Source organism: Desertivirga brevis, assembly GCF_017355835.1.
This window is the reverse complement of sequence record NZ_JAFEWF010000001.1, coordinates 1,495,194-1,508,214: the sequence shown is the minus strand read 5'-3', so window position 1 is coordinate 1,508,214 and position 13,021 is coordinate 1,495,194. Positions and strand designations below refer to the sequence as shown.

Genomic DNA, 13,021 nt, shown 5'->3' with positions numbered 1-13,021 from the left:
GAGTAACGTTAACTAAAGAATGGAGGGAAGAAAGGTTGGCAATTTTAGGAGCCTAGCATAGTTAAATGTGGAGATGGGGATTAAAAAACAAATAGGATGAACTCTGCCTCAGTGGCAAAAGTTCATCCTATTAGAAATTAGGGTTTGATATTAATGACCGTGACCATCACCTTCAACAACGTGTAAAGGGAATTTCAGGGTGAAGTCTGCAGAACCACCGAAACGAGCATGGTTTACATCATTCCAGCTGGCGGCGGTAGTTTTAGATTTATCCAATCCGTGACGTAAAACTGCAGTTAAAGTCATAGAACCATTTGAAGGTTTCAGAGTAGACAAACGGCCGGTTACTCCCACTTTGTCATCTTCATATGCATAATCGAGGACTCCTTCCTGTGCTCCGGTAATGAACATTTGATGCTCATTTGCCTCTTCTACAAATTCCTTTTGCATTTCGCGTCCTGCAAAATCATACGCAACTACTTTTAGTCGATAAACTGCGTCTGCGTGCAGATCGTAGTGGCTCTTTGTTGCATTGCCGTCCTGGCCAAACACCACCTGAACAGTGTCGGTTGTTTGATGATAGTGATCCCCGTGTGATTCTAGTTCAATGAAATTAAATACCACGCTTTTGAATTCTTCCTGGGGTACTTCCGGTTCCGGATCATCTTTGCTACAAGCACTGAACGTTAGTACTGCTCCTGCTGCAAGAGCAAGTGCCATTTTTCTGTAGATTTCTGTAATAGACATAGACTTAGTAATTAGTGAATTAAACATTTAAGAATTAAAATTTTAGTATTGCCCTGAGGGTTAAATTTCTGCCCTGATCGTGGGCATAATATCTGAACCGGTTCATATAATCTTTATAAAGAATGTTTGCCAGATTGCTTATAGATGCATTCAGGTTCAGCCTGCTTTTCCCGAATATGAATTGAGTGCCCCCCTGAATTCCTAAAAGATGATAGCCTGAAGGTGGCGCAGCAAAGTCGGTTCCTTCCTGGTATCTGCCCTGCCGCGCAACAAAAAGGTGACTAAGCCTTAAGTAGTTTTCTGTTTCTTTCCGGCTGTTCTGCCAGTGATAGCCCAGGCTGTTTTCATAGCGATCAGAGGGGATCCATGGCAGATAAGTGTTATTCGTAATATCCCTGGCTCGTACCACGGCACCTTTTAGGCCATAGTGAATATTAGTTGTAATCCGGTAGGTAATTCCCACATCTCCGCCAAGAAGCCGGGCATCTGTTTGCCGGTAATAAAACACAGGGAAGGTACCGCTGATGCTTTGATAAAGCTCTCCGGAAGGCCTAAGGTAGATATAGTTGTTTATATGGTTGTAGAAGACACTAAGATTAAGATCAAACTTGTCGCTGTTATGCTCCAAAGAGTTGATCCATTTATAACTCTTCTCACTATTCAGTGTGGCATCGCCTATTTCAACTGCTGCGGAACCACGATGAAGACCACTGCTGAAAAGCTCACTTACAACGGGCGCCCTCCATGCGGAAGCAAGGTTTGAACGAAAAGACCATTGATTAGAAAGGTGGAGAACACCTCCTATATTTGCGGACAGGTTGTTGAACCTTTGTGTTCCTCCATATAAATTTTGGTCCCGGTCATATCCGAGCGCATCCAGGTATTTATAATCGTATCGTAATCCTGTCTCCATCTGGTACTTACCTTTTGTATACCGCCCGATGTAATACAGGCCTGCATTATAAGTATCGTAGTTAGGAATTAATGGAGTACTTAGCGTACCGGGAACATTGTTGTTTACTTGAGATATGCCATTGAGGCCTATTATCTGTTTGAAACCCTTACTGTTGTCGTTCTCCAGGAATAGGTCAAGTGTTTGGGTATTTAGGGTAAGGTCAAGAGCAGGAATCCCACTTCTGCCGCCACGGCGAATGTCGTACTCCTGGCGGTTGTTCTGTTGAAAACCATATATAAGATCAATGTGGCTGTTACTATTTAAGTGGAAATGGCTTTCGAGCTTTAATAGATTATGTGTTACCTTTTGGCTTGGGGCACTGATAGCGTAGGAAAAGCTGCCCTCATCGAAAGGACGTCCATTCACTAGAATAGCCTGAAGATCTTCGATATTACCGATATGGGAGCCGGCAAATATTCCCAATTCTGTCTCGAAGCGGCTGAAATAGAGATCAGTTTCTAATCGCTTTCTTGAATACCCAAGAGCTCCTGAGAAGTTTATTTCACGGACACCAGTATTAGTTAGATAATAGTCAGCTGTTTTTATATTTCCAGAGGTTTTTCCCGTTCCCTGAATTCGCCATGCTAGTCCAGGCACTTTCCGTAAACCACCCTCCAGGCGGCCCGAGAGGGCGCCTGCTGATCCATTGGTTGAACCCGTTAAATTAAGTTCGCCTTTAATACCAGGAACCTTCGAAAGAGGAGCTGGCTTTACAAGGATCACACCACCGATCGCTTCAGGTCCGAATCTTACACTCTCAGCTCCTTTTATTACTGTTATTGACTGAGCAGCGAAAGGGTCTATCTCCGGAGCGTGTTCCATGCCCCATTGCTGTCCTTCCTGACGTACGCCATTGTTTAAGATGAGAAGACGATTACTATGAAGGCCCTGGAGTACCGGCTTAGCAATAGATGAACCTGTTTGAAGGGTAGTAACTCCCGGGACAGTTTTTAATACATCCCCAAGAGTGCCCCCTTTGGTTTGATCCAGCTGCTGTTCAGTGATCATTTGTGATGCACTGGCGCCTTGAGCAACCGGTTTTCTTGCCCGTACCTTAACTTCCTTTAGTCTTAGTTTGGCGGGTTGCAGCAGAATTGTTAACTCTGAAGTGGAGCTAATTGCTATCTCTCTCCGGTATTCTTTATAGCCTATAACACTAACAGTTAAGGAGAATGTTCCGCTGCATAACTTAGCCAAGCTAAAATGACCATGCTCATCACTTATTGATGCCCGGCTAACGGGAACGATCTTTATGGAGGCTCCTTGAATAGCTTCCTTAGACAGCGAATCCAAAATAACTCCTTCAATTTTAAAACTACACTCGGGCGCCTGGGCAAATAGCTCTATGGCGAAACAAACGAGAGTGACAACGAGATAGACCCGGTACTTCATAGAAAATACAATAAATAGAACAGGGGAAATGCGTAAAAAACGCATAAGGGTGTCGTAAGAAAAGTTCTAACAACAGATCTTACCGGCAGAAATAAAGCCGGAAGAAATTAAACTTGAGGGGGACCTTTGTTTGTCCAGATATGGACGCAGCGCTCGAACAGGCTTTCGGAGAAATCAACCGAAAAAGTAAGAGGCTTAATATTTAAGACGACTAATGGGGAAGGAAAATCCTGGCATAACTGTCTGGATTGCTGGTTTTGGACATAATCACAGACTTTACATTTTATATCTGCATTATGGATCTCCTTATCGGAAGTATTATGAGTGTCTTTTACTATCGAAGATGAGTACGTCTCCTCGCCATGACTGTGCACACATTGTATAACCTGCACGGCTGAAAAAATCAGCAGCAGGAAAAACGCAACACCCTTATTTAAGCTTCTGAAATACGTCATCACTGATTAACTCGACAAAAATGCCATTTTTACTTTAGATATTGGTAATAAAAATCGAGTTCTGATAAAGTTTTTACAAAATAAGGTTTTTAGGCTATACGGCCGACGCCGAACTGTAACATTTGCCTGCCTTAAATAATAATCGAAGTCCTGGGCAAAATTAACCACGGATTTATTGGTAAAACAGATTTTACTAAAGAGTTAGATCATTAGAGGCGAAGGGATTGTCAACTAGCCAGAGCCATAAACCTTCGGCATTTCGTTTAAGCATACAGGCAGTTGTTCCCTCCATTTCCATTGGATCTCCATTTGCTGTCCTTGCTTTAACTGTGTAATTGTCAATCCAAAGTGCAAGGTCCTCTACGATTGTAATCCGGTGTTTGACTCCCTCAATTTTGGGCTTCCACAAACAGATAGCTGTTAATGCCTTCTCAATATTCTCTAATCCTCTAATTTCTTGACCATCTCTTTCAATATAGGTTGCTTCCGGATGGAAACAGCCTAATGCTCCGGGTAGGTCACCATTAAAAATGCAATTACGAAAATACTTAACAGCCCCAAGGGGACTAGTTCTATCAAATTCCTCTTTCAATATTTACTATTTTTAATGTTGTTTCAACTAAGGTATATTATTAGGATTACAGAGGTGAAGATATGAATTGCTAATATAACCTTAAAATTTCTGTAAGCCGTTTAATTTAGTGAGGTGCGAGAAATTGAAACCTCCTGAACTTCAATAAATAAAAAAGCCAATCAAGACGAATTGAATACTGGTATAAACAAAATGAGCTAAAAGGTGGTTTATTCGATCGTGACCAAAGAGGAAATTACTGCTCGTATTGCCAAAGTGAATGTGCAATCTGCCGACTTTAAAAAAGAATTAAAGGCCTTCAAGGAAGGGATGTACTTATTAAAACATAAATTATTAAATCTTGAGAATAACCTGGAGGAGAGTGAAGCAGAGTTTCTGAGGCTTACGAGCCCTGCCTCTAAAACAATAATGAAGGTTATGAATTTTAGAAGGCTTGATCGTACCGGATAGGAGCATAATAAAATATGGAAATAATTCCTACTCATTTTCGCTTATCAAATAAAGAAATCATTTCAGGAGCAATAAGGATCCCCGATAATCCCGCTATCGAAGATTTTGAATACTATTCTTCCAGCCGGAAAATTAAGCTTGTGTTTTTACAACCGGAAGGCAGCACTCTTAAAATAAAACCCCATTCATATATTTCTTCTGATCTGTCACCTTTTGAGTCCGAATTACAAAAGAATTTATTAACTAAACTTTCGGAGATAGGTTATATTATTGAACGAGTTTAGGCTTTATAAAATTTGTTCGACTTATCAGCTATTCTTTTTAGTGCTGTGTCTAACTCATGAGTACTTTGGTGTAATAACCTGAATACTTCTGAGTCCTCTTCTGTTTGTTGATCAGGGCATAGGGCAAGCAGACCAAGCATATTAGCGACAGACTTTCGTATTTCATGGGAATTTAACCATGCCATCTCACGTAAAACTTCGTTTTGCTGTTGAATCTGTTCGTCCTTTATTTTTCTGTCTGTAATAACAGATTGGATGGTGACATAGCCTTTAAACTCATTAGCGGGACAAAACATTGGGCTGAAGGATAGCTCCACCCAGTAGTGCTCGCCATTTTTCTTATAATTGATCAGCTCCTCTTTGAAGAACTCATGTCTTGCGCAGCGTTCTTTTATTCTACTTACAGTAATTGAATCAGTCTTTTCTTTATGCAAAATGAAAGGCATTTGACCTATTATCTCTTCTGAGGTAAATCCAGTAAACTCGTAGAACGCTCTATTCACCCAGCAAATTTTGGAGTCTTTATCGGTAAGAATCGCCATATTACTTACACAGTTTAGAATATTTACAAGCTTTTCATTCTCTTCAACCGACTTCTTAATTTCTTTAATGTATTTATGTTGTCTATCACGATATTTTCTCAACGCCAGATATAATAGTAAAGCTGTAAATGAGATGAAAAATATTCCCTTTCCACTTTGAAGTAACAGAAGATCATCCTTGCTCCATTTGGTGGACAGAAAAAATATAAGCCTGTCGCTCAATATAATCCAGATAACACTAATGGTTAAGTAAGCCAAAGTAGCCCTTGATGCAAAAGTCATTAAAGAGCTTTTACGTAAAAGCAGGATAAATAGTTATGCAGAAATAGAGAAGCCGTTAGTGAACTTATGCTAACGGCTGTTGGAGTGTTTTTATTGAATTAAGGATGGCCTACCTTATATTATTGAAAGCCCTTTCTCGCTCTGAACCTGCCTGTCGCAGTTACGCTTGGGCGAGGAAAGGGTTTTCCAGATCCTGTTGGCGAGACGGTGAAGGTTCCTTCCACCCAGCCGTTCTCTTCGCCCATGCTGGTAATATTGATAGAGCCACCACTAACGGTAACTTTGTCCTGTTCCAAATAGTAATTTACGTAGTCCACACCATCAAGCCAATGGAAATGCCCACCTGTGTTTTCCATTGTGTAGCCATGCGAACCTTTACCCCCTGGCCATCTTAGGAGGAAGTAGCCTCCGCCTTCATTGTCTGGGTTAGCAAGAAGGTAATCGCCCCCAAATTTTACTACAGGAGAAGCTGGGATTTTTATCATAGGGGAATTTCCTAATTGAAACTCGATAAAAGAGCCCGCAATAGTAACGTGACCTACTACTAGGAATTTTCCCAGCTGGTTCATATCAATCTCGGCTGATATGGCAACTGTGTTTGGATCGGGCGTAGTGCCAGGAGCTTTGTATTTCGCTTTAGATCCATCGGCCTGTAAGGTGCCGGCCCCGCTAAGTGTCCATTTTTTCACCCTTGACGCCGGTATAGGTTCAGCTTCATTGATCCCATACTCTTTACCAGGAACGAGGGGAGCCAGCAAATCAGGATCACAAACCACCTTCATGTCAACAGACCCTCCTGGCTCGACAGTTGTATGCACGGGTATCATGTAAAGGAGTTCAAAGAAGCTCCAGTCGCTGAAATGTGTAGTATTAACAGAGATTTTTTTATTCGTTTTATCTAATTGAGTACCGCCAATTGCGCGCCACACACCTTTCTTATCCTGGTACGCTATACCCAGGAATTCCGGAAGTGTGCTTTCGATATCCTCATCAGTATAAGAGAAGGTTACTTTTACCGGCTTTTTAAATTCCACCCCATGAGGTTCCAGGCGATAACCTTTTTTAATCCCTAAGGGGTTGGTATTGGTGATGGGGACAATTGAAACTTCCTGGTTTGCTTCAAGGGCTCCATTAGGGATTTCTACTATAATAGTTCCATCCGTACTGCTCAAAGTGCCGCCCTGTGCTCCAATGTTTTTTGAGGTTTTCGCTGTAAGGTCAGCTTCCCCGACAGGAAAAACCGCGCCCGTAGTTTCTTCTTCGCCCGGTTTATCTATTGTTTCGCCATCTTTTTTGCAGGAGAAAAATTGCGTAGCCAAAAGGGCTATAAGGAGATAGTGGAAAATTGTTTTCATGGTATCCAATGTAATTGTCTTTATCAAACGAGCTTGTTTCTGAAAACGCTACAGCGAAAGGGGAAAGTTTTTTGCTTCATTCTTATTATTTGCAGATAACAGCCAGCGTTTTGTACATTTATATCTTAAACATTTGCCGTTTAATTATTCTTTCATAGTAGCTGCACGACTTTGGCAGGCAGTAGGTTAAAGTGAAGAACATATTCAATAGTATGGAATACAGACAATTAGGAAACTCAGGGCTAAGGGTCCCAGTATTAAGTTTAGGAACTGCCACTTTCGGTGGTGGGAATGATTTTTTTAAAGCCTGGGGAAGCACACAAGTCCAGGAGGCGACAAGGATGATTGATCTATGCCTGGATGCAGGTGTAAATCTTTTTGATACCGCTAATGTTTATTCTGGCGGAATGGCGGAGGAAATTCTTGGAAAAGCCAGCAAAGGCAAGCGAAACCGAATTTTAATTTCAACAAAAGCAACTTTCCCAATGGGGGAGGATCCTAATGACTTTGGTTCTTCCAGATTGCATTTGATTAAAGCCTGTGAAGAAAGTTTGAAAAGGCTTGGTACAGACTATATCGATATCTATCATATGCACGGCTTTGATGCCAACACTCCTGTAGAAGAAACATTAAAGGCCCTTGAGCATTTGATAGAAAGCGGAAAGGTCAGGTACATCGCATGTTCCAATTTTTCCGGCTGGCATCTGATGAAATCCTTATCTGTCTCTGAACGATATGGCTGGTCGAAGTATGTAGCTCATCAGGTATATTATTCCTTACTTAACCGGGATTTTGAGTGGGAATTGATGCCCTTAGGTATAAAGGAGGAAGTCGGTACGATCGTGTGGAGTCCCTTAGCTGCGGGTAAATTAACGGGGAAGTACCGCAGGAATGAGCCAATTCCTGAGAATAGCAGAGTAGCGCAAGGTGGTAGTCCGGTAGTTAATACAGAAGCTGATGAGGTTCGGTTATATGATATTGTCGATGTTTTAGCGCAAGTTGCAGAGGAAACTGGTAAAAGTATTTCCCAGGTAGCCCTCAATTGGGTACTTCAAAGACCAACAGTGTCAAATGTGATCATTGGTGCCCGTAATGAGGAACAGCTAAAGCAGAATTTGGATGCCGTGGGATGGAAGCTCTCTTTAGAACAAATAAGAAGACTTGACGAGGTGAGTGAGATTACACCATCCTACCCATACTGGCATCAGCGACAGTTTCCAATGCTAAATGCTGCGCCTGAACTATATAGGTGCTAATCATAGTGCTATGCAGACTTCATTATTTTATAGTTGATGAAGTTTGCATGCCGCTTTGCAGCCTCCTGCTTATAATGTCTTTTTCCGGTTTCATTTCGCAATTGCACTACTTTGCAGAACTGGTTTTGGTCGAGGTATTTTTACTTTATTTAATTTTTTGACTCTGCTCTCTTTCAATGTATCTGACAGTGATTCATTTGAGCTCTTTTGTTTTTTGTTCTTACCGAACTTTCTTCCCCACCATACGAGAAACCCGGTTACAGGTAAACTAGCACCGATTAGAGCTGCAAGAAATGCGAGTACTTTTCCCGGAAAACCTAGGATACTTCCAACATGAATATCATAATTCATTTTCCGTAGTTTCTGCCCCATTGATGCTTCATCGAAGGCGATGTCATAAACGTCAGCGGTGGTGAGCTCTTTAAGCGTATGCTGGTCAAATTTATAACTACGGCTGTTGTAAAACTGTCCCTTGTCCGGGTAAACAGTAACGGAAATGATTGACTTGGCTTTTGCGGTATCTGGAAAAGTATAATAAAAGCCTTCAGCTTTTGGGTGCCGGTTTAATACTCGCCTGAAGGCAATGTCGATAGCCTTTTCCGGCTTATAATGAAGATTTGCCTGCAGGGAATCCGAAGATAGCTTTCCACGCTCAGGCAAGGATTTCCCACCTGTAGTTGCCCAATATAGTCCCTTACTATACCATTCGATTCCCCAAACCATTCCTGTAAGAGCAATGAAAAGCAGGAAAATCATAGAGTAGAAGCCAAGAACATTATGAAGGTCCAGATTAACTCGTTTGAAGGATGCACCCCACTTAATCTTAAAGCTTTTTGCCCTGGTTGTTTTATTCCATTTTTTTGGCCACCACCAAATTAAGCCTGTGATTAAAAGTATTACAAAAACAAGGGTTGAATAATTTACTATCTGGCGGCCAATTTCAAAAGGTAGCCAAAGTGCTCGATGTCCATTTAGTATAAAACGAAAGAAATCGAAGTCTCCTTTTTGCGTCTCTATTTTATCAACCACTGCACCTGTGTATGGATTTAGTTTTAGCGTGGCACCGCCTTTCTTGCGTTCGCCCAAGCCAATATTAATCGTCCGACCTTGCTGATAAGTCGCATAAGAAACCCTCATTCCCGGAAACTCGGAATTGGCAATACCGATCAGTTGAGAAGGCTTAAGAACAGCCTGCTCTTGTTTGGGTATTTTTGTCTGTGGTTCGGTAAATGCCGTTATCTCTTCATTGAAAACCCAAATACAGCCTGTTATACAGACAATTAAAACAACGATTCCTGAAGCTAAACCAAGCCATAGATGCAGCCAGCTATTTACTTTTTTAAACATTGCTATTTAGATTGATTTTAAACAGTGCGAATATAGAGGAAGTTTTTAGGTTTAGAAATGTTATTTAGAATTAATCTACTTTATTTCTTTTGTTTATTTGGATTTATTCTAAATACCCTTACCTTCGCAGCCAAAACCCGAGGGTGTTGGATAAGTAGTCATGGATTGCAGGGGATCTCTACATATATTCTAAGACACAATGCAATTTAAAAGAGTTCTATTATTGGGTGCGATATGCACATGTGCGTTCCACCAGCAGAATGAATGCAGGAGAAGTGAAAACGGCAAATGATGCTTTTGCCAATGCAAGTAATTTACCTGAAGATGAACAGCAGTACGGTACTGTTAAGGGGAAAATTACAACATCAGATGGCGGCCTGGCTTCTTATGTATCGGTGAAGCTGAAGGGAACGAGATTTGGAGCACTAACGAATGAAAAAGGCGAGTATCAGATAAAAAGAGTGCCTGCAGGTAGGTATACTCTTGTAGTATCAGGAGTAGGCCTGGTAACAAAGGAAAAGCAGATTGAAGTAACTGCAAAAGGTATTGCTTTAGCAGATTTTACACTGGACGAAGATCATTCACAATTAGCGGAAGTACAGATCACCGGTCATAAAAATAAGTTTAAAGAGGACAAGGTATCTTCCTCGCTAAGATTGCAATCTCCGCTTATCGAGGTGCCCCAAAATATTAAAGTGGTAAATCAGCAGCTACTTGCCGACCAGCTAGTGTTCGACGTTGTAGACGGAGTTACCCGGAACGTTAGTGGAACGGTAAGAACAGGACATTGGGACGCACAGTACGCCAATATTTCTACCCGGGGTACCACCATTCCAGCTTTCAGAAATGGTATGAATATGAAAATGCCTTGGGGACCACTCACTGAAGATGCCGCAACGATTGACCGTATTGAGTTTGTAAAGGGCCCTTCCGGGTTTATGATGGCAAACGGTGAACCCGGAGGTATTTACAATATTGTCACTAAAAAGCCAACCGGACACAACCGTAGTTTCGTAAGCTTAAGTGGGGGAGGCTTCAATTTAGGACGTGCCGCTATTGATCTTGACGGTAAACTTTCACAAGATGGACGGTTACTTTTCCGCTTAAACGCAGCAGCGCAAACTAAAGGCAGTTACAATAAATTCAATTACACGGATAAGTTTGTAATCGCCCCGGTAGTAAGTTATCAGATAGATTCAAATACCTTAATCACGGCAGAGTATACTACTCAGCGGGTAGAAGCCCAGGCTTTAGGTACTTATGGTTTTTCACCTAACCGACTGGGAGAAACTGATCCGAGCTTTTTTGTAGGTGATCCTGCATTAGACCCGAATAAGCTAAACGATCATAATGTAACGTTGTATTTTACTCATCAACTGGACAAGAAATGGAAAGTAAACTCTCAGGTCGCCTATGTTAGGTATCAACTATTGGGAGGAACGCCATGGCCTTCAACCATCGCTCGTAATGGAGACATGAGGCGGTATTTAAATATCAGCGAAGAGTTAGCTATCAATAAGAACGCGCAGCTGAGTTTGATGGGAGATCTAAATACAGGGGCAGTTGTACACAGGATAATGACAGGCGTTGACTTTGGGAATCTAAAAACATGGGGGGACTTTTCAAGTGTTCAGCAACCAGACCTTAAACTAGCTGGGAATGCAGTATTCAACATATATAATCCAATATATGGAATTCCATTTGAGAACATTCCACTATTTGACCGGTCAAGAAGTATCCAGGTTCGTTCGGGCTCTAATATTTACGCTACAAATTTGACCTACACTGGTGTTTACTTACAAGATGAGATACGAATGCTGGATGAAAAGCTTCGTTTAACATTGGCCGGTCGTTACACTCACGCTGTTACTGTAGGAAAAACAAATGCAACTCAGATATCTGATAATGCTTTTAGTCCCCGTGTTGGTCTAAGCTATTCGCTCACCAAAAATTTCTCAGCCTATACCTTATATGATCAGAGCTTTTTACCGCAGGCCGGCCAGGACTACGAAGGAAATGTTTTTGAACCGGTGAGGGGAAATAACATAGAATTAGGTTTGAAAAAGGATTGGTTTAATGGTAAATGGAATGCTGTTGCAGCAATCTATCAAATTACTAAAGAGAATGTTGTGGTTCCTGATCCAAGAGCGGGGCAGTCAGTTGACCCTAGCAATCCTAATTCTGATAAATATCCTCAAAGTATAAGTCTTCAACTCGGTCAGCAGAGATTCAGAGGATTGGAGCTTGATATATCAGGTGAGATCACCAGAGGTTTGAACGTTGTTCTTAATTATGCATATACAGATGGAAGAGTAACAAAGGATACAAGAGCTGAGCTGATTAACCGGCATACTCCAAATTCAGTAAAACATATTACTAATGGCTGGCTGTCTTACCGTTTCAATAGAGAGCGTTCTTTATTAAAAGGCTTTGGCTTAACAGGAGGTTATCAAATCCAGGTAGGAAGGAACGCAGGTAGTATTGCTGCTCCATTGATGTTACCAGAGTATTATCGTTTTGATGCAGGAGCAACTTATGAAAAAGGTAAGTTCAGTATTTCATGCCTTGTTAATAACCTACTAGATCGCAGATTACTAACTCAAGGCTCCTTTACCCCGGTAGCGAAACCAACTGAGACCTCTGTTTCTTACTACACCTACATCTATGATGTACCAAGAAACGCAAGACTTAGCATCGCCTATAGGTTTAAATAAAATTAAAATAGTCAATTCAGGATTCGGTCTCTGATATTGATTAGTAGTTGAGCAGGAAAACAGCACGTACTTAGTACGGCTGTTTTTTTATTTCTAGAAATAAGTGGTTATAAGTATAAAGCCTCAAAAATTAAATCCTATTTGATATTATTGAGAGAGCTCATCGATCATTTTATTAATTCTTTCAACTCTTGTTTCATCTTTCTTTGCTGCGTAGATCCACCTTACATATTCTTTCTTATGACCAGGTGGGAGCTTTTCAAATTTTTGAAAAGCCCGTTCTTCGATTTTTAAACAGTCCATTATCTCCGATGGCACCTCAATAGGTGATCTGTCTTCATATAGCTTTACTCTGACGTAGTCGCCCGCTTCCTTTTTGATCTTTTTACGTAATTCAGCCTTGAAAGGAAGGAAAAGTCGCCCCCCTTTCATTGGAGCTAGTAGGCAATCCTTTATTTCAATCTCGTCTACGAATCCCTTTACTCTTACCCAGCCAAAACTTGATTTGCTCGTACCAGTGGCATCAGGAATTTCGGCATAAGTCCACCCGCCTTTTCCTTCAAACTTTTGAAGTAGCAGTTCTGAATCGACTATTAATTTTTCCATAATCTAGCGTATGCATCATCAACCGAAGTTAAGATTCAAAGAGT

At 41.3% G+C, this 13,021-nt stretch carries 11 protein-coding genes; 4 read left to right on the top strand and 7 right to left on the bottom strand.

The window, feature by feature from the left end:
- Nucleotides 1–150 precede the first annotated feature (150 nt).
- The 3 genes from J4N25_RS06600 to J4N25_RS06590 all read right to left on the bottom strand — a co-directional run bounded on the left by J4N25_RS06600 (nt 151) and on the right by J4N25_RS06590 (nt 4,141).
- Entirely contained in the window at nt 151–774 is a 624-nt protein-coding gene (locus J4N25_RS06600; protein WP_207421350.1) for a hypothetical protein, read from the bottom strand.
- Between the two features lie 7 nt (nt 775–781).
- Nucleotides 782–3,139, bottom strand: coding sequence for a TonB-dependent receptor (locus tag J4N25_RS06595; RefSeq protein WP_207421349.1), 2,358 nt, complete (start codon nt 3,137–3,139; stop codon nt 782–784).
- A 603-nt stretch (nt 3,140–3,742) separates the two neighbouring features.
- Nucleotides 3,743–4,141, bottom strand: coding sequence for a YybH family protein (locus J4N25_RS06590; RefSeq protein ID WP_207421348.1), 399 nt, complete (start codon nt 4,139–4,141; stop codon nt 3,743–3,745).
- A gap of 204 nt (nt 4,142–4,345) precedes the next feature.
- Here J4N25_RS06590 and J4N25_RS06585 point away from each other — a divergent pair, with 204 nt between their 5' ends.
- Complete coding sequence (locus J4N25_RS06585; protein ID WP_207421347.1) at nt 4,346–4,591, top strand: hypothetical protein; 246 nt, start codon at nt 4,346–4,348, stop codon at nt 4,589–4,591.
- Between the two features lie 14 nt (nt 4,592–4,605).
- On the top strand, nt 4,606–4,875 hold the full coding sequence (locus tag J4N25_RS06580) for a hypothetical protein (RefSeq protein WP_207421346.1): 270 nt from the start codon (nt 4,606–4,608) through the stop codon (nt 4,873–4,875).
- Here the strand turns inward: J4N25_RS06580 and J4N25_RS06575 are convergent.
- The gene (locus J4N25_RS06575; RefSeq protein WP_207421345.1) at nt 4,872–5,699 is read right to left on the bottom strand and encodes a PAS domain-containing protein; all 828 of its coding nucleotides are present in this window, start codon (nt 5,697–5,699) and stop codon (nt 4,872–4,874) included. The genes J4N25_RS06580 and J4N25_RS06575 overlap by 4 nt on opposite strands.
- 119 nt (nt 5,700–5,818) lie before the next feature.
- Nucleotides 5,819–7,054: a hypothetical protein gene (locus tag J4N25_RS06570; protein WP_207421344.1), complete on the bottom strand. Its 1,236-nt coding sequence runs from the start codon at nt 7,052–7,054 to the stop codon at nt 5,819–5,821.
- A gap of 212 nt (nt 7,055–7,266) precedes the next feature.
- Between J4N25_RS06570 and J4N25_RS06565 the strand changes: the two genes are divergently transcribed.
- On the top strand, nt 7,267–8,310 hold the full coding sequence (locus tag J4N25_RS06565) for an aldo/keto reductase (protein ID WP_207421343.1): 1,044 nt from the start codon (nt 7,267–7,269) through the stop codon (nt 8,308–8,310).
- 90 nt (nt 8,311–8,400) lie between these two features.
- Here J4N25_RS06565 and J4N25_RS06560 read toward each other — a convergent pair whose 3' ends face one another.
- A complete protein-coding gene (locus J4N25_RS06560) occupies nt 8,401–9,657 on the bottom strand; it encodes a PepSY-associated TM helix domain-containing protein (RefSeq protein WP_207421342.1) in 1,257 nt (418 codons plus the stop codon).
- Between the two features lie 260 nt (nt 9,658–9,917).
- On the opposite strand from J4N25_RS06560, the gene J4N25_RS06555 reads away from it, so the two are divergent.
- Nucleotides 9,918–12,371, top strand: coding sequence for a TonB-dependent receptor (locus J4N25_RS06555; RefSeq protein ID WP_207421341.1), 2,454 nt, complete (start codon nt 9,918–9,920; stop codon nt 12,369–12,371).
- 147 nt (nt 12,372–12,518) lie between these two features.
- Here the strand turns inward: J4N25_RS06555 and J4N25_RS06550 are convergent, their stop codons facing one another.
- Nucleotides 12,519–12,977, bottom strand: a complete 459-nt coding sequence (locus tag J4N25_RS06550) for a YdeI/OmpD-associated family protein (RefSeq protein WP_207421340.1) — start codon at nt 12,975–12,977, stop codon at nt 12,519–12,521.
- Between the last annotated feature and the right edge of the window lie 44 nt (nt 12,978–13,021).